This is a genomic window from Burkholderia sp. AU6039, from assembly GCF_002223365.1.
GTDB lineage: Bacteria > Pseudomonadota > Gammaproteobacteria > Burkholderiales > Burkholderiaceae > Burkholderia.
This window is the reverse complement of the sequence record NZ_NKFK01000007.1, coordinates 1-22,162: the sequence shown is the minus strand read 5'-3', so window position 1 is coordinate 22,162 and position 22,162 is coordinate 1. Positions and strand designations below refer to the sequence as shown.

18 protein-coding genes and 1 pseudogene are annotated in these 22,162 nt (G+C 66.2%); 8 read left to right on the top strand and 11 right to left on the bottom strand.

The genetic code is table 11. The features are described from left to right. Positions 1-89 precede the first annotated feature (89 nt). The gene (locus CFB39_RS32240; RefSeq protein WP_046546696.1) at positions 90-896 is read right to left on the bottom strand and encodes a transporter substrate-binding domain-containing protein; all 807 of its coding nucleotides are present in this window, start codon (positions 894-896) and stop codon (positions 90-92) included. A 457-nt stretch (positions 897-1,353) separates the two neighbouring features. On the opposite strand from CFB39_RS32240, the gene ansP reads away from it, so the two are divergent. Then, positions 1,354-2,844, top strand: a complete 1,491-nt coding sequence (ansP, locus tag CFB39_RS32235; protein ID WP_089475982.1) for an L-asparagine permease — start codon at positions 1,354-1,356, stop codon at positions 2,842-2,844. A 71-nt stretch (positions 2,845-2,915) separates the two neighbouring features. Here the strand turns inward: ansP and CFB39_RS32230 are convergent, their stop codons facing one another. Beyond that, positions 2,916-3,224 (bottom strand): DUF4148 domain-containing protein, encoded by a 309-nt coding sequence (locus CFB39_RS32230; protein ID WP_089476506.1) that lies wholly within the window; start codon positions 3,222-3,224, stop codon positions 2,916-2,918. 236 nt (positions 3,225-3,460) lie between these two features. Then, entirely contained in the window at positions 3,461-3,928 is a 468-nt protein-coding gene (locus CFB39_RS32225; protein WP_089475981.1) for an MEKHLA domain-containing protein, read from the bottom strand. Positions 3,929-4,195: 267 nt separating this feature from the next. Between CFB39_RS32225 and CFB39_RS32220 the strand changes: the two genes are divergently transcribed. From CFB39_RS32220 to CFB39_RS32210, 3 genes are read left to right on the top strand one after another with little or no spacing between them, the layout of a single operon-like run. Next, positions 4,196-7,435, top strand: coding sequence for an efflux RND transporter permease subunit (locus CFB39_RS32220; protein WP_089475980.1), 3,240 nt, complete (start codon positions 4,196-4,198; stop codon positions 7,433-7,435). Between the two features lie 48 nt (positions 7,436-7,483). Beyond that, positions 7,484-8,899, top strand: a complete 1,416-nt coding sequence (locus tag CFB39_RS32215) for an efflux RND transporter periplasmic adaptor subunit (RefSeq protein ID WP_089475979.1) — start codon at positions 7,484-7,486, stop codon at positions 8,897-8,899. Positions 8,900-8,930: 31 nt separating this feature from the next. Further along, entirely contained in the window at positions 8,931-10,490 is a 1,560-nt protein-coding gene (locus CFB39_RS32210) for an efflux transporter outer membrane subunit (protein ID WP_089475978.1), read from the top strand. Here the strand turns inward: CFB39_RS32210 and CFB39_RS32205 are convergent. Together CFB39_RS32205 and CFB39_RS32200 are read right to left on the bottom strand one after the other, a co-directional pair. Continuing rightward, positions 10,468-11,928 (bottom strand): heavy metal sensor histidine kinase, encoded by a 1,461-nt coding sequence (locus CFB39_RS32205; RefSeq protein ID WP_089475977.1) that lies wholly within the window; start codon positions 11,926-11,928, stop codon positions 10,468-10,470. The two genes, CFB39_RS32210 and CFB39_RS32205, sit on opposite strands and share 23 nt — an antisense overlap. Next, positions 11,925-12,602 carry a heavy metal response regulator transcription factor gene (locus CFB39_RS32200; RefSeq protein ID WP_027786146.1) on the bottom strand — a complete coding sequence of 226 codons (678 nt, stop codon included), beginning with the start codon at positions 12,600-12,602 and terminating at the stop codon, positions 11,925-11,927. The genes CFB39_RS32205 and CFB39_RS32200 overlap by 4 nt, the downstream gene beginning before the upstream one ends. Before the next feature lie 811 nt (positions 12,603-13,413). On the opposite strand from CFB39_RS32200, the gene rbsK reads away from it, so the two are divergent. From rbsK to CFB39_RS32180, 3 genes are read left to right on the top strand one after another with little or no spacing between them, the layout of a single operon-like run. After that, positions 13,414-14,340 carry a ribokinase gene (gene rbsK / locus CFB39_RS32190; protein ID WP_089429506.1) on the top strand — a complete coding sequence of 309 codons (927 nt, stop codon included), beginning with the start codon at positions 13,414-13,416 and terminating at the stop codon, positions 14,338-14,340. A 41-nt stretch (positions 14,341-14,381) separates the two neighbouring features. Continuing rightward, positions 14,382-15,755 carry an L-fucose:H+ symporter permease gene (gene fucP / locus CFB39_RS32185; RefSeq protein WP_089429505.1) on the top strand — a complete coding sequence of 458 codons (1,374 nt, stop codon included), beginning with the start codon at positions 14,382-14,384 and terminating at the stop codon, positions 15,753-15,755. A 2-nt stretch (positions 15,756-15,757) separates the two neighbouring features. Continuing rightward, the gene (locus CFB39_RS32180; RefSeq protein ID WP_089475976.1) at positions 15,758-16,810 is read left to right on the top strand and encodes an aldose 1-epimerase family protein; all 1,053 of its coding nucleotides are present in this window, start codon (positions 15,758-15,760) and stop codon (positions 16,808-16,810) included. Positions 16,811-16,832: 22 nt separating this feature from the next. Here CFB39_RS32180 and deoR read toward each other — a convergent pair whose 3' ends face one another. Next, positions 16,833-17,603, bottom strand: coding sequence for a DNA-binding transcriptional repressor DeoR (deoR, locus tag CFB39_RS32175; protein WP_089429503.1), 771 nt, complete (start codon positions 17,601-17,603; stop codon positions 16,833-16,835). Positions 17,604-17,749: 146 nt separating this feature from the next. On the opposite strand from deoR, the gene deoC reads away from it, so the two are divergent. Further along, positions 17,750-18,430: a deoxyribose-phosphate aldolase gene (deoC, locus tag CFB39_RS32170; protein WP_089475975.1), complete on the top strand. Its 681-nt coding sequence runs from the start codon at positions 17,750-17,752 to the stop codon at positions 18,428-18,430. 310 nt (positions 18,431-18,740) lie between these two features. On the opposite strand, the gene CFB39_RS32165 is transcribed toward deoC, so the two are convergent. The 5 genes and pseudogenes from CFB39_RS32165 to CFB39_RS32155 form a co-directional block, all read right to left on the bottom strand. Further along, positions 18,741-19,052, bottom strand: a complete 312-nt coding sequence (locus tag CFB39_RS32165; RefSeq protein WP_373452759.1) for a hypothetical protein — start codon at positions 19,050-19,052, stop codon at positions 18,741-18,743. A gap of 143 nt (positions 19,053-19,195) precedes the next feature. After that, complete coding sequence (locus tag CFB39_RS39780) at positions 19,196-19,531, bottom strand: hypothetical protein (protein WP_124579295.1); 336 nt, start codon at positions 19,529-19,531, stop codon at positions 19,196-19,198. Further along, positions 19,521-19,919: pseudogene (locus CFB39_RS32160) on the bottom strand (DUF4329 domain-containing protein); the annotation flags it as partial. The gene CFB39_RS39780 and the pseudogene CFB39_RS32160, both read right to left, overlap by 11 nt. A gap of 94 nt (positions 19,920-20,013) precedes the next feature. After that, positions 20,014-20,421, bottom strand: coding sequence for a hypothetical protein (locus tag CFB39_RS39775; RefSeq protein ID WP_144030345.1), 408 nt, complete (start codon positions 20,419-20,421; stop codon positions 20,014-20,016). An 8-nt stretch (positions 20,422-20,429) separates the two neighbouring features. Continuing rightward, positions 20,430-22,162: RHS repeat-associated core domain-containing protein (locus tag CFB39_RS32155; protein ID WP_144030344.1), on the bottom strand; the 1,733-nt coding region annotated here is incomplete at its 5' end.

Genomic DNA, 22,162 nt, shown 5'->3' with positions numbered 1-22,162 from the left:
GGGAAGCGGATGAATTCGGGTTCGGACAACGACACGCGCCACGCCGGGCATCCCGGCCGCGGCAACGTGTCAGGCTGCACTGCGATACGTCACAGCCCGGCCGGCAACGGCTGGCCGAGCCACTTGCGCGACAGCTCGCCGAGCGAGCCGTCCTGCTTCGCATGCGCGATCGCATCGTCGATCTTCGCGAGCAGGCGCGGTTCGTTCTTGTTGACGCCGACGAAGCACGGCGAATTCTTGATCACGAACTTGACCTCGGGGCGGCGCGGCGGATTCTTCGCGAGAATCGCCGCCGCGACGATGTTGCCGGCCGCGATCAGTTGCACCTGCCCCGACAGGAACGCCTGGATCGTCGCGTTGTTGTCCTCGAAGCGCTTGATCGTCGCGTTCGGCGCGAGCTGCGACAGCGCGATCTCCTCGAGCGCGCCGCGCGTCGCGCCGACCGTCTTGCCGGTCAGGTCGGCGGGCGCGCTCACCTTCACGTCGGACGGCCCGAACACGCCCTGGAAATACGGCGCGTACGCGCTCGAGAAATCGATGACCTTCTCGCGCTCCGGGGTCTTGCCGAGCGACGAAATCACCATGTCGACCTTGTTGGTCGTCAGGTACGGAATCCGGTTCGCGCTGTTCACGGGCACCAGCTTCAGCTTGACGCCGAGCGCCTTGGCGAGGAGGCCTGCCATGTCGATGTCGTAGCCCTGCGGCTGCATGTCCGTGCCGACCGAACCGAACGGCGGATAGTCCTCGGGCACCGCGACGCGCAGCGTGCCGTTTTTCGCGATGGTGTCGAGCGCATCGGCGTGGGCCGGCGCGGCGGCGAACAGCGCGATCACGGGGGCGGCGAGCAGCGCAGCCAGCCAGGTGCGTCGGGGGAACGGTCGGGTCGTCGGGCTCACGGTGAATCTTCCTTGTCTGGTATGTCGTCGGGCAGCGCGCAACGATTGCGCGGCCGACACCACTCCAGCAAAAACCGGGCCATCGCCGTGAAACGCTTGCCGCACCGGCGCGAGACGAAAAATTCGATGTGCCGGATTCCTCATTTCGGTGCATGAGCCGGCGCCGTCGGTAACGGTTGCCCCCGCAGCGCGCGCCGGCGCACCAAATTACCTGTCCGGTTCACCCGGCGCCGACACCTATGCATGGATTCGACCAGGCTCAGTCCAAATTTGCATTCCGTTTGTGACCGGAATTACGGCTGAATACGTTCGCGACGTACCGTGCCTTTCGTCACGTCCGACGAACCGCAATCTGGACGGGCGCGCTCGATTGCGCGCGCCGGACCTCCGGTACCGGCGGTCCCGATCGTCCGCGACCGGGACGAATCCCATCCCCTCCCTGCGCGAGGAACCCGTCATGGCATCGATTCCCGACCCGTCGACAACCGGCGAAACCGACAAACGCAGCTGGCTCGAATCGCACGAAGCCGGCTATCACAAGACCCTCGGCAATCGACAGGTGCAGATGATCGCGATCGGCGGGGCCATCGGCACCGGGCTGTTTCTCGGCGCCGGCGCCCGGCTGCAGGCCGCCGGCCCCGCGCTCGCGATCGTCTATCTCGTCTGCGGCGCGTTTTCGTTCCTGATCCTGCGCGCGCTCGGCGAGCTCGTGATGCATCGCCCGAGCAGCGGCAGCTTCGTGTCGTACGCACGCGAATTCCTCGGCGAGAAGGCGTCGTTCGTCGCAGGCTGGATGTACTTCCTGAACTGGGCGATGACCGGCATCGTCGACATCACCGCCGTCGCGCTCTACATGCATTACTGGGCGCCGTTCGCGGCCGTGCCGCAGTGGATCTTCGCGCTCGTCGCGCTGTGCATCGTCGCGACGATGAACCTGATCGGCGTGAAATGGTTCGCGGAAATGGAGTTCTGGTTCGCGCTGATCAAGGTCGCCGCGATCGTGCTGTTTCTCATGATCGGCGCGGCGATCCTCGGCACGGGCATGCCGGTGTCCGGCCATGGCACCGGCCTGCATCTGATCACCGACAACGGCGGGTTCTTTCCGCACGGACTGATGCCGGCGCTGGTGCTGGTGCAGGGCGTGGTGTTCGCGTTCGCGGGCGTCGAACTGGTCGGCACGGCCGCCGGCGAATGCAAGGATGCGCGCAAGGTGCTGCCGCGCGCGATCAACAACGTGATCTGGCGCATCGCGATTTTCTACGTCGCATCGGTCGTGCTGCTGGTCTGCCTGCTGCCGTGGAGTGCGTACAAGGCGGGCCAGAGCCCGTTCGTCACGTTCTTCGGCGCGCTCGGCGTGCCGGGCATCGGCTCGGTGATGAACCTGGTGGTGCTCACGGCCGCGCTGTCGAGCCTCAATTCCGGCCTGTATTCGACGGGGCGCGTGTTGCGTTCGCTGTCGATGGGCGGCTCGGCCCCGGCGTTCCTCGCGCGGATGAGCGGGCAATCCGTCCCGTACGCGGGCATTCTGGTGACGGTCGCGATCTATGTGGTCGGCGTGCTGCTCAACTATCTCGTGCCGTCGAGCGTGTTCGAGATCGTGTTGAACATCGCGTCGCTCGGCATCATCAGCACATGGGGCTTCATCGTCGTGTGCCAGATGAAGTTCCGCGCCGCGGTCAGGCGCGGCGACGTGGAGGACGTATCGTTCAGGATGCCCGGCGCGCCCGTGACGTCGTGGCTCACGCTGCTGTTCCTGCTCGGCGTGCTGGTGTTGATGGCATTCGACTACCCGAACGGGACATGGACGATCGCCTCGATTCCGCTGGTCGCGCTGCTGCTCGTGGCCGGCTGGAAATGGCTGAGCCGTCGCGCGCGCCGCGCGTTGCTCAAGCCGACGATTCCGTCGATCGCGCTGACGCAGAACGTGCTCGAGAAAGGCGACGACTGACTCGCTACGGCATGCGTGCCGTCCGTTGAAGGAACCGCCGTCGGGCCGCGGACGGCGGTCGCCAATCGCGCTCAGTGATGGTCGTACAACGGGTGCTCGTCGAGCGACGCGAGCGATTGCGCATCAGTGCGCTTTGCGGCGACGCTCGGCCGCGCGGCGGCCGATTGCGCTTGCTGCGCGGCGACCTTCGACTCGGCGGCCTGGATGTCGTCGGGATAGTTCGGATCGTTACTGATCGGCCGATAGCCGGCCTGTTCGACGCGGACGAGATCGGCGCGCACGTCGGCCCGTGTGAGCGCATGGTCGGCGGTTTGCGCAAATGCGACGATCGGTGCGCTCAGTGCGCAGGAAAGCAGGACTGCACGAATCAGGTTGTTCATGATGTTCACCTCTCAATGATGGCGTGTTCGCGTCCGCGGATCAGGCCGGACATCCGCTCCCCATCGATGTGATGAAGAGTTGGATTCATTCTGCGATTCGCGCGCTTTCCTGAAGGTGAGGCTTCGATTACGGTTTTGTTATCTGATCGCTCGCGTCCGTCGTGGGCGGGCCGCCCCGGTTCGCCGGACATCGCGCGGGCCCGCGACGCGACGCGCGTGCCCGTCGATCGTCGCGTTCATGCGGGCGCGTCGAGCGGCCGTACTTCCGGAATCATCGCGGCCTGGCCGTGCACGAGTCCGTCTGCGTCCATGAGCTGCCACACGGTCGCGCGTTCGATCCAGAACCGCTTGCCGAACTTCGTCACGCGCACGCCGCGGTATTCGGCCACGAAGCCATCGCGCATCACCTTGTCGAGAAACACCTGGCGCTCGTGTCGCTCCATCGGCTCCGCCGACAGACGGGACGGCAACGCCGTCAGTTCATCCCAGTCGTACTCGAAAATCGCCTGCGCGCGCCGGTTGCCGTACACGAACACCGGATCGGCCGCCGTGTCGTGCGCCAGGATGCCGAACGGCGCCGTGTCGTACAGCCACGCGGCGCCGTCGGATGCGCTCATGCCGTCGGGCACGAGCGGCCGGTTCACGAGGCGGTGATACGAGTCGGCAAGAAGGAGGAAGAAGTTTGCATCGGTGCGCAACGACATCGGTCTGGCTCCTGAAATCGGCGAGATACGCGAATGAGCGAAGGTTTGCCGCCGGACATTATGGATGAAGCGGCGCGCCGCCGTCGGCGGCGCGTGTCTGGCCAGCCCGCATCGCGCTGCGCGGCCCGCCGCACGGCCGCTGCCGCCGCGCCGGCGCAGATAACGGTTTCGTAATCTTCGAGTCAGGGTCGGGTCAACGCCGCGCCGGCAGACTGCGTGCTCGTCGCATCGAATGCGCGTCCATTCCCCGCTTCGAGGAGCACCATCATGTGGATCGTCCGGCTGGCGTTACGCAGGCCCTACACGTTCGTCGTACTCGCGCTGCTGATCTTCATCGCGGGGCCGCTCGCGCTGCTGCGCACGCCCACCGACATTTTCCCGAACATCGACATTCCGGTCGTCAGCATCGTCTGGTCGTACAACGGCTTCTCCGCCGAAGACATGGCCAAGCGCATCACGTCGAACTACGAACGCGCGCTCACGTCGGACGTCGACGACATCGAGCACATCGAATCGCAATCGCTGAACGGCGTGTCGGTCGTGAAGATCTTCTTCCACCCGGGCGCCGACATCAATCGCGCGATCGCGGAAGCCTCGAGCAACGCCGCGTCGATCCTGCGCATCCTGCCGCCCGGCACGCTGCCGCCGAACATCATCACGTACAACGCGTCGACGGTGCCGATCCTGCAGCTCGGGCTGTCGAGCAACACGCTCGCCGAGCAGCAGCTGTACGACCTCGGCAACAGCTTCATCCGCACGCAGCTCGCGACCGTCCAGGGCGCGGCCGTGCCGTTGCCGTTCGGCGGCAAGATCCGCCAGATCGTCGTCGATCTCGACACGCGTGCGCTGCAGGCGAAGGGCCTCGCGCCGATCGACGTGGTGAACGCGATCAACGCGCAGAACCTGATCCTGCCCGGCGGCACCGCGAAGATCGGCACGCACGAGTACGACGTGCAGATGAACGGCAGCACGCAGACGGTGGCCGCGCTGAACGACCTGCCGGTGAAGACGATCGGCGGCACGGTCGTCTATGTGCGCGACGTCGCTCACGTGCGCGACGGCTACGCGCCGCAGACCAACATCGTGCGCGTGGACGGCAAACGCGCGGCGCTGCTGACCGTCGAGAAGACGGGCAGCGCGTCGACGCTGACGATCATCGACCAGGTGAAGGCGATGCTGCCGAAGATCGCGGCCGGGCTGCCGAAGGCGCTGCACATTTCGCCGCTCGACGACCAGTCGGTGTTCGTGAAGGCGGCGGTCCAGGGTGTCGTGCGCGAGGCGCTGATCGCCGCCTGCCTGACCGCGCTGATGATCCTGCTGTTCCTCGGCAGCTGGCGCGCGACGCTGATCATCGCGATCACGATCCCGCTCGCGGTGCTCACGTCGCTGCTCGCACTCGCCGTGCTCGGCCAGACCATCAACATCATGACGCTCGGCGGGCTCGCGCTCGCGGTCGGGATCCTGGTGGACGACGCAACCGTCGCGATCGAGAACATCACGCATCATCTCGAGCTCGGCGCGCCGCTCGAGGAGGCCATTCTGACCGGCGCGGGCGAGATCGCGGTGCCGACCTTCGTGTCGACGCTGTCGATCTGCATCGTGTTCGTGCCGATGTTCCTGCTCACCGGCGTCGCGCGCTACCTGTTCGTGCCGCTGGCCGAAGCGGTGATCTTCGCGATGATCGCGTCGTACTTCTTCTCGCGCACGCTGGTGCCGACGCTCGCGATGGCGCTGATGCGCGCGAAGGGCCACGGCCGGCCGCCGCGCGGCGTGTTCGCCCGCCTCGTTCGCTTCCAGGCCGCGTTCGAACATCGCTTCGAGGCCGTCCGGCTGCGCTATCGCGCGCTGCTCGCCGCGGCGATCGCGCGGCGCCGCCGCTTCGCGGCCGCGTTCCTGCTCGCCTGCGTCGCATCGACCAGCCTGTTCGCGTTCGCCGGCCAGGACTTCTTTCCGTCGGTCGATACCGGCGAGATCCGCCTGCACCTGCGCGCGCCGACCGGCACGCGGATCGAGGAGACCGCACGGCTCACCGACGAAGTGGAAGCGAAGATCCGCGGCGTGATCCCGGCGGACCAGCTCGCGGGCGTGCTCGACAACATCGGCGTGCCGGTGAGCGGGATCAACCTCACGTACGACGCGTCCGACCCGATCGGCACCGGGGACGCCGACGTGCTGATCACGCTGAAGCCGAACCATGCGTCCACGGCCGCGTACGTCGCGACGCTGCGCAACGTGCTCGCGCAGTCGTTCCCCGGCGTGACGTTCGCGTTCCTGCCGGCAGACATCGTCAGCCAGATCCTCAATTTCGGGCTGCCCGCGCCGATCGACATCCAGATCGTCGGCAACAAGCTCGACCAGAACCGCGCGGTCGCGAACGCGCTGCTCGCGAAGCTGCGCGGCGTGCGCGGCCTCGTCGACGCGCGCATCCAGCAACCCGGCGACGAACCGGCGATCGACGTGAACGTCGACCGCACGAAGGCGATCCTGGCCGGGCTGCAGCAGCGCGACGTCGCGCAGAACCTGCTGATCGCGCTGTCCGGCAGCTCGCAGACCACGCCGAACTTCTGGCTCGATCCGCGCAACGGCGTCAGCTACCCGGTGCTCGTGCAGACGCCGCAGTACACGGTGAATTCGCTGCAGGCGCTCGCGAACGTGCCGCTGCCCGCCGGCACCGCCCGCGCGCCGCAGACGCCGGCCGGCGGCCCGGCGGCCGGCGCACCCGCGCAGAACCTGCTCGGCACGCTCGGCAGCTTCTCGCGCACCACGCAGCAGGCGGTCGTGTCGCACTACAACGTGCAGCCGGTGCTCGACCTCTTCGCGTCGGTGCAGGGGCGCGACCTCGGCGGCGTCACCGCCGACGTGACGAAACTCGTCGACGAAGCCCGCGCGCAACTGCCGCCCGGCTCGTCGATCGTGCTGCGCGGCCAGGTGCAGGCGATGCACGAGTCGTTCACGGGACTGCTCGGCGGCCTCGTGCTCGCGATCGCGCTCGTCTACCTGCTGATGGTCGTCAATTTCCAGTCGTGGCTTGACCCGCTCGTGATCATCGGCGGCCTGCCCGCGTCGCTCGCCGGCATCGCGTGGATGCTGTTCGTCACGCGCACGACGCTGTCCGTGCCTGCGCTCACGGGCACGATCCTGTGCATCGGCATCGCGACCGCGAACAGCATCCTCGTCGTGAACACGGCGCGCGAACTGCTCGCCGGCGGCGCGCCGCCGTGGCAGGCCGCGCTGGACGCCGGGTTCAGCCGCTTCCGCCCGGTGCTGATGACCGCGCTCGCGATGCTGATCGGGATGCTGCCGATGGCGCTCGGCCTCGGCGACGGCGGCGAGCAGAACGCGCCGCTCGGCCGCGCGGTGATCGGCGGGCTCGCGTTCGGCACGGTGTCGACGCTGCTGTTCGTGCCGGTCGTGTTCGGCTTCGTCCACGCGTGGCTCGACCGGCGTCGCGAGGCCGCGGCCGCACGGCGCGCGCAGCCCGCCGCCGATACGCCGGCGCTGGGCTGATCGCGCCGCCGCCCTTCCATCCGATTCGTCCAACCTCGAACCCCCATCATGAACGACTCGATCGAACCCCTCGCCCCGCCGGCCGCCGACGCGGCCCACCCTGCCGGAAGCACGATCGAACGCGCGGCCGTCCCGCCCGGCTCCCGCGAGGCGGCGCCCGACGCGCCGCACCGCCGACGCGCCCGCTGGCTGACCGTGCCGCTCGCCGCCGTCGCGCTCGCCGCCGCGCTGCTCGCGATCGGTATCGTGCCGCGCATCGATGCGCGCGCCGCGCAGCGCGCGCAGGTGGCCGCGCAGCAGGCGCTGCCGGTATCGGTGATCGCGCCCGGCACGGCGCCCGCCGACCAGACGCTGACGCTGCCCGGTTCGGTGATGCCGTTCGCGGAAGCGTCGATCTATGCGCGCACCAGCGGCTATATCGCGCACTGGAGCGCGGATCTCGGCGCGCACGTGAAGGCCGGCCAGCCGCTCGCGCAGATCGCCGCGCCCGATCTCGATGCGCAGTTGCGCCAGGCGCGCGCCGACGCGGCCACCGCGCAGGCGAACTACGACTATGCGAAATCGACCGCGCAGCGCTGGCAGGACATGCTGACGTCGCAATCGGTGTCGCAGCAGGACACCGACACGAAGGTGGCCGACATGAACGCGAAGCGTGCGATGCTCGCGTCCGCGCAGGCGAACGTCGCGCACCTGAACGAGCTGGTGTCGTACGAAGCGGTCAGCGCGCCGTTCGACGGCGTGATCACCGCGCGCAACGTCGACGTCGGCACGCTCGTCACCGCGGGCGGCACGCCGGGCAGTCCGGGCTTGTCCGGCGAGCTGTTCCATCTGGAGCAGACCGGCACGCTGCGCGTGTTCGTCGACGTGCCGCAGGACAGCGCAGCCGACGTCTCGACCGGCACGCCGGTCTACCTGACCACGCAGCAGTATCCGGGGCGGCACTTTGCCGCGCGCGTCGCGCGCACGGCCGGCGCGATCGATCCGGTCACGCGCACGCTGCGCGTCGAAATCGACGTCGACAACGCCGACGGCGCGCTGCTGCCCGGTGCGTATGCGCAGGCGCACCTCGTCGTCGCGAGCGCCGCGCCCGCGTTCGAGCTGCCCGTCAGCGCGCTGCTGTTCCGGCCGGACGGCGTGACGGTGGCGACCGTCGCCGCGAACGGACGCACCGCGCTCGAGCGCGTGCAGATCGGGCGCGATTTCGGCACACGCGTCGAGATCGTCTCGGGGCTCGCGGCAGGCGATCGCGTGATCGACAACCCGGGCGATGCGATCACGGCCGGCGAAGTCGTGAAGATCGTGTCGATTGCGCATGCGGCGGCACCGGTTTCAGCTTCGTCCGCGCAACGCGCGCAACCCGCGCCCGCGAGCGGTGCGGGCGGCGTGCCGCCGATGCGCGCGAGCGGCGCAGCACCGGCCGCGCCGGCCGCATCGACACCCGCCTCGGCGCCCGCACGCGGCTGACCTATCGAAGACCCCTGACGAGATATCTGCCATGCGCCTCGCTCATCCGCTCCCGTTCGCCCGCCGCGCCGTCGCGCTCGGCGCCGCCGCTGCATTGGCCGCTTTGACCGCCTGCACGACGCTGCCGCCATATTCACCGCCCGCGGTCGCCGTACCGGCGCACTACGCGGGCGCACCGACCGCCTCGACCGCACCGGCTGCGCAAGCCGGCTGGCACGTCGCGATGCCGGCCGACGCCGTCGCGCGCGGCGCGTGGTGGACGGTGTTCGGTGACGCCGACCTGAACGCGCTCGAAGCGCGCGTCGACGTATCGAACCAGACGGTGAAGAAAGCGCTCGCCGATTTGCAGCAGGCCCGCGCGATGGTCGACTACCAGCATGCGGGGTTCCTGCCGACGATCACCGCGGGCGTCGCGCAAAGCCGCGCACGCGTGTCGCAGAACCGGCTCGGCTCGTCGCTGGCCGGCAAGACCACGCCCGACTATCAGGCCGGCGTGGCCGCGAGCTGGGAACCCGATGTATTCGGCCGCGTGCGCGATGCGGTGGCGGGTGCGCAGGCGAACGCCGCCGCGAGCACGGCCGACCTGCAGGCCGTGAAGCTGTCGGTCACGGCTGAGCTCGCGACCGACTATTTCGCGCTGCGCTCGCTCGACACGCAGAAGCAGCTGCTCGACGACACCGTGCACGCGTACGCGGACGCACTGACGCTGCTGAAGCAGCAGCTCGCGGCCGGTGCGATCGACGCGTCGGCGGTTGCGCAGGCCGACACGCAGCTCGAGGCGACGCGCACGCAGGACACCGACATCGACGCATCGCGCGCGCAGCTCCAGCATGCGATCGCAACGCTGGTTGGCGAAAGCGCGTCGACGTTCGCGCTGCCGCCGCGCTTGCAGTCGTACGACGTGCCGGCCATCCCGCCCGGCGTGCCGTCGCAACTGCTCGAGCGGCGGCCCGACATCGCGGCGGCCGAGCGCCGCGTCGCGGCCGCGAACGCGCGGATCGGCGAGGCGCGCGCGGCGTTCTTCCCGGACCTCGTGCTGTCGGCGAGCGCCGGGCTCGAGAGTTCGTTCTTTGCGCCGTGGCTCACCGCGCCGAGCCTGTTCTGGTCGCTCGGCCCGCAGCTCGCCGGCACGCTGTTCGACGGCGGGCGCCGCAGTGCGTCGCTGCGCGGCGCGCATGCGCAATACGACGGCGCGGTCGCCGATTACCGGCAAACCGTGCTGGTGGCGTTCCAGCAGGTCGAGGATCAGTTGTCGTCGCTCGATGCGCTCGCGTCGGAGGCACGCAGCCAGCTGCGCGCGACCGATGCGGCCGACCTGTCGCTGCGGCTGACGACGAACCGGTTCAACGCAGGTGCCGTCAGCTACCTGGACGTCGTCACCGCACAGACGATCGCGCTGACGAACCGGCGCACGGCCGACCAGATCGACGCGCGGCGAATGGAGGCCGAGGTCGGGTTGTTGAAGGCGTTGGGCGGTGGCTGGCAGGCGGAGCCGGCGCCCGGCGCGGCGGCGCAGACGCAGACGGGCATCGCAAGCGACGCGGCCGCCGCGCCGCACGATACCGCCGTTACGACGTCGACGGCCGGCTGAACGTGAGCATGAAACGCGTGCCGGCCGCATCGCTTTCGACGCGCGCGTTCCCGCCGTGCAGCTCCATCACCGACCGCACGATCGCGAGGCCGAGCCCGGCCGTGCCGCCCGGCGCACCGCCGCTGCGCGCCGGGTCGCCGCGCACGAACCGGTCGAAGATCCGCGGCAGCAGCGCGGGATCGATCGGCTCGCCGGGATTGGCGACGACGACGCGCACCGCATCCGGCGTTTCGTCGACGACGAGCGTGATGACACCGCCGGCCGGGGTGTAACGCAATGCGTTCGCGAGCAGGTTGCCGATCGCGCGGCGAAACAGCTCGACGTCGGCGGTCAGCCGCCCCTGCCCTTCGACGCGCAGCGTCGAGCCCGCTTCGTCGGCGAGCCCCTCGAAATACCCGGCGATGCGTTCGAGTTCGTCGCGCACGTCGAACGCCCGCTGCCGCGTGACGAAGCTCGGATGCTCGGCGCGCGCGAGGAACAGCACGTTGTCGATCATCCGCGCGAGCCGGTCGTATTCCTCGAGATGCGATTCGAGCAGCGCCTGGTATTCGTCGGCCGGCCGCGGCCGTGCGAGCGCGACTTCGGTCGCGCCGCGCATGTTGTTCAGCGGCGTCCGCAGGTCGTGCGCGAGATCGGCGCTGAATTGCGACAGATGCGAGAACGCCTGCTGCAGGCGGCCGAGCATCGCATTCTGCGCATCGACGAGCGCCCGCAGCTCGCGCGGCGCGCGCGAAGCGTCGAGCCGCGTGTCGAGCTTGTCGACCGTGATCCGGCCGGTGTTGTCGACGATCTCGCGCAGCGGCTCGAGTGCCGTGCGGATCAGCCCGTAGCCGAGCAGCAACGCGAACAACGCGCCGAGGCCGCCGGCGAGCTTGAGCCGGTCGCGATAACCGTCGAGCAGCGCGGCCCGGTCGCGCATGTTGCGCGCGATCGCAATGTGAATCGGCGTGCGGTCGCCGAGCAAGGCTTCGATCACGACGCCGCGCATCGGCGTGCCGCCCGCCGCGATCCATGTGACGAGTCGATCGGCCGTGATCCGGTCGTTCGCGGGTATCGGCGTCGCATTCGGCGCAACCAGCTGCGCGTCGGCCAGCGGCGCCGACGCGGCCGGCCGCGCGTCGTCGAGCGCGGCGAGCGTGACGTTGTGGCGCACCAGCATGTCACCCTGCCCATCGGTGACGACCATCGACAGCGCCTCGTTGCCGAGCACCTGGCTCGTGAGCCGCTCCGTATGCGCGCGCACCGCGTCGAGTGATTCGAGCTCGCCCGCGAGCCGGCGCGTATGGCGCGCGGCGAGCACGATGTCGAGGTCGTCCTGCGTATTGACCTGCCGCTCGAGGCTCGCGTACACGTACACGCCGACGAGCCCGAACGCGGCCAGCGTGGTGGCGGCAATCGCGAGGGCGAGCGTCGCGGCCAGCGAACGCGGCCACCTCATGCGTCGTCCTTCGGCTCGAGCACGTAGCCGACGCCGCGCACCGTGTGGATCAGCTTCACCGGGAATGCGTCGTCGATCTTCGCGCGCAGGCGCCGGATCGCGACTTCGACGACGTTGGTATCGCTGTCGAAATTCATGTCCCATACGTAGGACGCGATCTGCGTGCGGCTCAGCACCTCGCCTTGCCGGCGTGCGAGCAGCTGCAGCAGCGAGAATTCGCGCGGCGTCAGGTCGATCCGCGTGGCGCCGCGCTTCACGCGGCGGCGCACGACGTCGATTTCGAGGTCGCCCACCGCGAGATGCTCGGTTTCGCGCGGCGGCCCGCGCCGCGCGAGCGTGCGGATGCGGGCGAGCAGCTCGACGAACGCGAACGGCTTCACCAGGTAATCGTCGGCGCCGAGCTCGAGGCCGTGCACGCGGTCCTGCACGTCGTCGCGCGCGGTCAGGAACAGCACCGGCGTCGTATGCGTGTCGCGCAGCCGCTTCAGCACGCCCCAGCCGTCGAGCACCGGCAGCATCACGTCGAGCACGATCACGTCGTAGCGTTCTTCCTGCGCGAGCGTCAGCCCTTCGCCGCCGTCCTTCGCGAGATCGACGCTGAACCCCGATTCCTCGAGGCCCTTCTTCAGGTAGGCGCCCGTCTTCGGCTCGTCTTCAACTATCAGGATGCGCATGGCGGTTCCGTCGCGGTCGTGGTGACATGCGGCGATGTTACCGGGAAACGGCGACGGAGCACTGTACGGCGCAAGCGGGAACGGGGTGGATGACAAAACGGTAATCGGGCCGTCAGCGTGGCGTGCGGTGGCGAACCCCCGAATCCCCATTGGCGGCGCCGATCGGTATTCCGGAGGCGAGTAGCCCGGCGCACGCGGGCGCGGTGCGGATGCCGGGAACCGAGCACGACCCGGACGGCGATGTCCGCACGTCGCACGCGTCGCCACTGCGTATGCAACCGAACTTAAAGGCGCCCTCCCGAGCCGCTGCCGCCGCTATTTGGAGCCGGCCTGCGCGAACCCGCACGTCGGATCGAACGCGTCGAGGATCGTCGCCGACGTGCTGGCCATTCGCGTGGCCGTCGCGTCCGGATTCTCGCGCGCGGGCCCTGCCGAAGCCGGTGCACTGCCGTTCACATCAGGCCGCCGCCCAGCAAGGTGAGGCCCCCCCTTCCGCTGCGTTCGGATTCCCTCATGCCTGCACGCCGCACCCATTGAGCAACGCCGAGCTTGCTGAGCGACGTTTCGTCGAGCGGTTTCGTCACGGCCCGGACGAGCGCATCGGAACAGCGCCTAAAGCGCCGCCCGGCCGGATCAAGGCTTGCATCAGGCGGCATCGATAGCACATGCCGGCACAGCTGCGCCCCGACAAAAGTAACCCTCCGAACATCGTATGATTGCATTTTCACATTTTATGTGATTTTATTATCGAATATTGCAAGCCGCCGCCCACCACGCGCGCGGCGCATCCCATACCAAGGAAGAGACGCAGATGGAGACAATCGCCGTCATCGGCAGCAACATGGTCGATCTCGTGACCTACGTCGCACGCATGCCCGCCCGGGGCGAAACGCTCGAAGCACCGAACTTCGAGCTCGGCTGCGGCGGCAAGGGGGCGAACCAGGCCGTCGCGGCCGCCCGCCTCGGCGCGCGCGTCGTGATGGTCACGAAGGTCGGCGACGACGTCTTCGCCGACAACACGATCCGCAACTTCGAGCGCGAAGGCATCGACACCACGCACGTGCGCAAGGTCGCCGGCGTGCCGAGCGGCGTCGCGCCGATCTTCGTCGAACCCGATTCGAGCAACAGCATCCTGATCGTCAAGGGCGCGAACCGCCACCTGACGCCGGCCGACATCGACGCGGCCGCGCCGCAGCTCGCCGCATGCGCGCTGATCGTGCTGCAACTCGAGATCGAACTCGACACCGTCTATCACGCGATCGCATTCGGCGCGCGGCACGGCATTCCGGTGCTGTTGAACCCCGCGCCCGCGGTGGCCGATCTCGATTTCGAGCGGATCCGCACCGTCGAATTCTTCGTGCCGAACGAAACCGAACTCGCGATCGTGTCCGGCATGCCGGTCGATTCGCGCGACAGCGCGGCGCGCGCCGCCGAAGCGCTGGTCGCGCGCGGGCTCAAGCACGTGCTCGTCACGCTCGGCAGCAACGGTTCGCTGCTGGTATCGCGCGACGGCGTGCGGCATGTGCCGGGCGTGCCGGTCGACGCACGCGACACGACGGGCGCCGGCGATGCGTACATCGGCTGCTTCGCGCGCTGCTATGCCGCGTCACGCAACGCACTCGACGCGATGCGTTACGCGTCCGCGTATGCCGCGCATTCGGTCACGGGCCTCGGCACGCAGAAGTCGTACGCCGACACCGCGACGTTCGAACGCTTCCTCCGCGACGCCGGCATGTAAGCGGCGCCTTCATCGACAAGACAATTGGGAAGGAGACACCCATGAGCCGAGCCAGGATCGAACACACCCCCGACGGCTATTACCTGAACCGCACGCCGCTCTTCGCGTTCACGCTGCTGTGCTGCCTGTTCGCGCTGTGGGGCACCGCCGCGAACCTGAACGACGTACTGATCGCGCAATTCAAGAAGTCGTTCTTCCTGTCCGATTTCGAATCGGCATTCGTGCAGTCCGCGTTCTATCTCGGCTACTTCTTCCTCGCGATTCCGGCCGCGACCGTCGTGAAGAAGTTCAGCTACAAGACGACGATCCTCGTCGGCCTGCTGCTCTACACGACCGGCTGCCTGCTGTTCTTCCCGGCCGCGTCGATGGCGAAGTACGGGATGTTTCTCGTCGCGCTGTTCGTGATCGCGGCCGGCCTGTCGTTCCTCGAAACCGCGTCGAACTCGTATTCGACGCTGATGGGCCCGCGCGCAACCAGCACGCGGCGGCTGAACATCTCGCAGACGTTCTATCCGTTCGGCGCGATGGCCGGCGTGTACATGGGCAGCTTCCTGATCTTCAAGGAAGGCGATGCGTCGCATGCGCAGCTGGCCGCGATGTCGGCCGCCGACGCGCACGTGCACCAGCTCGCGATGATCCAGGCCACGCTCGAGCCGTACAAGTGGCTGATCGTCGTGCTCGTGGCCGTGTTCATCGTGTTCGCGCTCACGCCCTACCCGGCCTGCAAGGGCAACGGCCCGAGCGTGGCCACGCACCGGATCGACGCGCGCGGCACGCTCGCGCGCCTGTTCGGCAACCGGCGCTTCGTCGCGGGCGTGGTCGCGCAGTTCCTGTATGTCGGCGCGCAGGTCGGCGTGTGGAGCTTCACGATCCGGCTCGCGATGCAGATCGGCGGCCTGACCGAGCGCGGCGCGTCGCACTACCTGCTCGCGACGTTCTTCGCCTTCTTCGTCGGCAAGCTGGTCGCCACGCTCGTGATGAAGCGTGTCGGCCCGGCCAAGGTGCTGATCGTCTACGGCATCCTGTGCATCGCGCTGCTCGCGTACACGATCAGCGTGCACGACATCACTGCCGTCTATGCGGCCGTGGGCGTGAGCGTGTTCCTCGGCCCGTGCTGGCCGACGATCTACGGCCTCACGATCGACGGGCTCGGCAAGGACACCGAATACGGCGGCTCGATCCTCGTGATGAGCATCGTCGGCGGCGCGGTCGTGCCGCTGATCCAGGGGCTGATCTCCGATCACACGGGCGGCAACATGCAGCTCGCGTTCGTCGTGCCGCTCGCGTGCTTCGTCGTGATCGTCTACTACGGCTTCTACTGCCTGCGCCACCTGCCGGCCGCGACGCCCGACGCAGCCGCCGACGGCAACGCGCCCGCGCGCTACGCCGCCACGCGCAACACGTCCGGAGCCTGAGCATGCGAGGCGAAATCGAACTGCGCCGCGACGACTTCCGCGACACGCCGCGCACGCTGTATCGCACCGACGGGCTCGCCGTCACCGCGTTCGCGTATCCGTCCGGCGTCGAGGCGCTGAAGCTCGAGAACCGTCGCGGCCACCTCGTCGTGCTGCCGTATCTCGGCCAGATGATCTGGGCCGCCGCGTTCGACGGCCGCGACCTGACGATGAAGCACATGTTCCGGCAGCCGAAGCGCGCGGCATCGATCATCGATACCTACGGTTGCTTCATGTTCCACAGCGGGCTGCTGCGCAACGGTTGCCCGGGGCCGGACGATACGCATGCGCTGCACGGCGAGATGCCGTGCGCGCCGATGGATCGCGCGAGCGTCGTCGTCGGCGCGGATGCGCGCGGCGCGTTCGTCGAGGTGACCGGTGAATACGAATACGTGCAGGGATTCGGCAGCCACTACATGGCGCGCCCGTCGGTGCGGCTCGCCGAGCACGACGCGCAGATGACGATCGCGATGGACGTGACGAATCTCGGCGGCGCGCCGATGGACCTGATGTACATGGCGCATCTGAACTATGCGTACGTGCCGGGCGGTCGCTTCGTGCAGGCATTGCCTCGAGGCGGGTTGCGATTGCGCGACAGCGTGCCCGCGCACGTCAGGCCGACCGCCGCATGGCGCGACTACACGGCCACGCTCGCGCACGAGCCGGAACGGCTTCACACGCTCGATGCGCCCGCGCTGTACGACCCGGAGATCGTGTTCTTCATGAACGGTGCGGAAACGGATGCAGACGGGCTCGCGCATTTCCTGCTCGAACATCCGGATGGCGGCGCCTTCCACACCGCGTACCGCCCCGAGCAATTCCCGCTCGCGACACGCTGGATCCTGCACAACGCGGACCAGCAGGTCGCCGCGTTCGCGCTGCCGTCGACCTGCGAGCCGGAGGGGTATGAAGCCGAACGCCGCAAGGGCCATGTGGCGGCGCTCGCGCCGGGCGCGACGCGCCGCTTCGAAGTCGTCACCGGCTACCTGAGCGCGGCGGAAGCCCGCCATGCGTGAAGCGATGCGCGGCGGCGCGGCGTCAGGTCACGAGCGCGATCCCGTGTTCGCGGATCGCCGTTTCGTAGCGGCGGCTCAGTTGCCCGTCCGAGATCACGTAGTTGAAGTCGGTCAGCTCGGCGAAGTACGCCGCGCGCACTTCGTCGAACTTCGTGTGGTCGACGAGCAGGAAGCGGTTCTGCGCACGCGCCATCACCTTCTTCTTCGCGTCGACTTCGTGGAAGTTGAAGCAGGTGACGCCACATCGGTCGCTCACGCCGGCGGCGGAGATGAATGCCTTCGACACGCGCACCGTGTCGAGGATGCCCGTCTCGGCCACCGACTCGAACACCATGTTCTTGCGGTGGTACACGCCGCCGCACAGGATCACGCTGCAATGCGGCTTCTGCTGCAGCTTCGCGAACACGTTCAGCGAATTGCAGACCGCGGTGAATTCGAGGTCGTCCGGAATGAAGTCGACGATGAACGGCGTGGTCGAGCCGCAGTCGACGAAGATCGTGTCGCCGGTCGTCACGAACTGCGCGGCCAGCTTGCCGATGCGGCGCTTCTCCTCGGTCTGCCGGTCGTTCTCGGTGCTGACCACGTACTCGCCGATGTCGCTGCGCTGCGCGGCGAAGTGGCGCGTCACGTAGCCGCCGATCAGGCTCAAGCCGTGCGGGTTGTCCGCGAGATCGCGGCGGATCGTCATCTCGGACACACCGAACAGCTCGGCCACTTCCTTCAGATGAATCGCGTTCTGCCCTTGCAGCACGTTCATCAATGTCTTGATCCGTTCGCCTTTCTTCGTTTCCATGCCAGTATCCTGCGTGCCCGCTGCATCCGTCGCTCGTCGTGCCGGGCGCGCGGGCCCGGCCGGAATGTCGTATTTGTAACAAACCGATGTGAAAACATCAACTTTACGTGTGCCCTTCCGGCACACGCTCCGTGGAGTCCTGAAACATGCCGCTTTCCAACGCCCAACTCGCTCAAACCATCGATCACACGCTGCTCGCGCCCGACGCGAGCGACGCGCAGATCCGCGAACTCTGCCGCCAGGCGGCCGAGCATCGCTTTTACTCGGTCTGCGTGAATTCGGCGAACGTGCCGCTCGCCGCGCGCGAGCTGGCCGATACCGGCGTGCTCGTCTGTGCGGTGGTCGGCTTTCCGCTCGGCGCCGGGCTGTCGGCCGCCAAGGCATTCGAAGCCACCGCCGCGATCGCGGCGGGCGCCGGCGAGATCGACATGGTGATCAACATCGGCGCGCTGAAGAGCGGCCGCGCCGACGACGTGAAGGCCGACATCGACGCCGTGCATCAGGCATGCGGCGCGGTGCCGCTCAAGGTGATCCTCGAAACGGGGCTGCTGACCGACGACGAGAAAGTGCGCGTGTGCGAGATGTGCCGCGATCTCGGCGTCGCGTTCGTGAAGACGTCGACCGGGTTCGGCCACGGCGGCGCGACGCTCGCCGATGTCGCGCTGATGCGCCGCACGGTCGGCCCCGTGCTCGGCGTGAAGGCGTCGGGCGGCGTGCGCGACCGCGCGGCCGCGCTGGCGATGATCGAGGCCGGCGCGACGCGGCTCGGTACGAGTTCGGGGGTGGCGATCGTGACGGATCAGGGGGGGAGTGGATCGGGGTATTGACGGGCGCCGCAGGTTGCCGACGGATTGGCGGACGCGGGCGCGGTGGTATGTTTGGCGCTCCCGCGCGATGGTTCGCGCGGATCTCCTTCGCCCGTCCGATAAGAACGCGCTCCGTCTGGTTGAGATCCGGCATCCCGCGAGTGATCGGCATCGCAGTCGCGCTGTGGCGCAGCTTCATTTTGGCTGATGGCATGACCGGCCACACGTGCTGGCGACCGTCAAGCAATGCGTGGGGACACTACAACACGGCCGGCACCCAACGTACCGGGAAGTCAGTGCGCGGTTACGCCACGGAGACGAACGCGGACAATCACCGTGTGGCAGCCGGCCGACGGCCAGACCAACGAACACAATTCGACGCCTTCGCGCACCGACCCCGGCGCGCGGGCGCCCTTGGGTGGCGTCCTGCCGTTGCATCAGTCACGCTTGGGCACGCGCGAACAATGCTGCAGACCGATGGATGCGTCCTTCTTTTTCGGCTCATGGGACGTATAGTCATTGCAACTTGGCAAGCATTTCGCACATTGCTTCGACAGCCCCAACGGTTCAACCAACCAAACGGGTTGGGCTCGGACTGGAACGCGTTAAGCCCGCCCTCCAGCCCAATCGGATCCTTGCTGATGAACCGTCCCGAGTTCGGATCGTAGTACCTGTGCCGGTTATAGCGCAGCCTTTACGCATTAATTCGTAATTTTTTATATTTTCCCGATTTTTCCACCAGATAATTTGAAAAATAAGATCATAAATAATAGAATTATTAAAAAATTATCTCATGTAAATTTTCTTCAGCAATTTTCCATCTCCAGTGGAGTACACATAAGTAACGCCCATTCCATTCTTGTACACTCCTCGATCCGCAATTTCAAACGGAATATCATCCACAAGGTCAACCGTAATCGGAGAAAACGAAATAGCGACCATACGCCCATCCGACTCAGAATTAACGGAAACAGTATAATTCCCCAAAGGCCACCTTCCCTTAGAAAATTCTTTAAAATCATCCAAGGCTCGCCCAAAAAACTTAAACACCACCCCATCAAACATAAAATCTGGCGGGAATCTCCTGACCAAACCCATCACTTCTTCTTCGTTATAGTTCACGAGAACCTCCTGCTACCGTGAAAACCTTTATCTTTCCGCTTGGCGTGCCTAAATAAGAGCGATGGCACTTATTTTTTGCCGTTGCCGCTAGTGTGAGCAAGTTATCCTTCACCGAAAAATTGTCGCTATCAAAATCATCTCTGGCCAGATTTGAAGTTCTAACGATTTCGCCGTTCATGTTCTGCACCGAATAATCGCCGTGCGTATGGTAATCACCTACGATGGTTGCCCCTTTCGGAACCTGTGGCAAGGCCAAGGCGGGAAGGAAGGTGCAGCCTGTACCCGGCTCTGGAATCGTCGCGAAGTACCGGCCTGCTTTTTGATGAATCGGACCACCGAATTCCTTGTTCATCCGGACGGATTTCCCCATGACTGAATTCAGCGCACTGCGTGCAGCAGTATCTGCGTATCCTCCATGAACTCATGTGAACTGGCACACATAGCCCACATCCCACGCAACTTCACTCTGCCGGGAAAACCGATTAATCAATTATCTCGATACATCTCCCCGCGTCGATACGCCTTGCAAGAAACTCTCCAATCTGCCCAACCCTCAATAGCCTCTCCTTCTCCATCGCCACCAAGTCACCTGAGTTATTTTCAATATAGCCGGCCAGGCACGCAACTACGCTTTTGTTTTTTAATCTTTTACCTATAAAATCAATCAATTGACGCCTAGCACCCTCCCCCTCTCTTTTGAACATATCATTTGCAGCCTGACGACTCCAATCCGTTACAAGCGCCGCCACCCTTTCCTTGTCCTCATACAATACATTTACCCACCCCCCGAAAATATCAGAAGGAATGGAAAATTTCCCAACGGATAAGAATCCACTGTAGTCCGTTGAATTTGAATTACTTTTTTCAAAATAAACTAAAAAATAAGACATCACTATTCCTATTTTTTCGGATAGAATATGTGCGCATCCCCGATCACACCTTCATGATTATTTGGATGAACGTGCGGCAATCTTCCTTCCGTACTGCCAGTAACCCTGTCCGGGTGAGCATCATGCTTCATCAGTATGCCGCATGCACACCGCTTACCCAGGCTTATAGCTTCACCACGATTGTCTGCATGCACGTCTCCACCTCTCCGCACACGAGAAATTGCTTGCTTGTCAGTAAGATCTCGCCCTAATTTGACTCGCTCAGCAGTTCGCGTCGCGACTCGGTAGCCCATTAAACCAAGCGGATCGATCCAGGTCGTTGGGTCCGGCACGTATATATATGAGTTGGTCCCGCCTCGCAGACCAATCGGATCCTTGCTAATGAACCGCCCAGTCTGCGGATCGTAGTACCGATGCCGGTTGTAATGCAGCCCCGTCTCATGATCGAAGTACTGCCCCTGGAAGCGGATCGGGTTCCGAATACCCGCCTTGCGCGCCGCCTCGCTGATCACCTCCTTCGCTTCACCCCACGCGCGGTAACGCGCGCTCCACGCAATCTCACCCTGCTCGTCCGTCACTTCCTGCGGCGTGCCGATCTGGTCACACTGGTAATAGCCGATCCGCGCAAACGCCACCGGCCTGTTCGTGCGACTCCACAGCGGGTCCCGGTCGATGTCGTAATGTTCATCATAGTCCGGCCGTTCGTGCAGCGGAATCCATCCCGGATGCGTCGCCTGCACCATCGGCACGAAGCTGTTCGGCTCGTACACATAGTGCGTCGTGCGGCCATTGCCACCATACTCGCCCTTGCCGCTCTCCCACGCCAGCGTATCGCCGTCCCATCCATATAGCGTCAGACCATAGCCATACTCCGCATTGAGCCGCGCCGTCTCGATTGCATGGTAGTCGCTACCGTCGAGCGAACTGACCCGGACGCGCGCATTCGATTCCTTCGCCATCCGTCGGCCCAGCGCGTCGTACCAGTAACGCACGCTCACCTTGACGGTATCGAACCGAATGAGCCGATCAAAGCCATCCCACTCGAACCACGCCTGATCGCCATCTTTCCGACGTTCGATCAGGTTGCCGTATTCGTCCCACCTATAGTGCGTGCCTGCGTACTCGCGCAGCAGGTTGTCCAGCAGCGCCGGGCGCCCCAGGATTCGACTCGAATACCCCGGTATGCCGCGCGCAGGATCAGCCTCGAAGTGCCGCGTCTGCGCGTCGTCCAGCAGGTTGCTCGCCGAATCGAATGCGAACGTCTCCTCACCCAGCATGCCGGTGGCCGCCACGAGCCGACCCACCGGATCGTAGCGATAGGTCCGCATGCTGTTCTGCGTGTCCTCGATCCGCTCCAGCTGACCCGCGCGGTCGTAGGTATAGCTGCGCTGCACGAGCCGCTTTCCACCCGGCGTTTCGCTCCGGGTCACCTTCAGCTTCTGGCGTAGCAACCTTCCCGCCGCATCGTATTCTTGCGTCTGGGTCAGGCCATTGCCCTGCACCCGCTCGATCTCGCGATGCAACGCGTCCCGTTCGATCTGCACCAGTTCCGTGTCATCGAGCAGCACGCCGTGCACATGGCCGCTGCCGTAGGTCAGAACCGCCACCCGGTGACCGTCCGGGCGGATCGTCGCCACGCGCTCGTTCAGCACGTCGTATTCGTGGCGCCACACCGCGACACTCGCTTTCTTCAGGAAGCGGAAGTGCTGGTGTTCACGCGTGACATTGCCGCCCTCGTCGT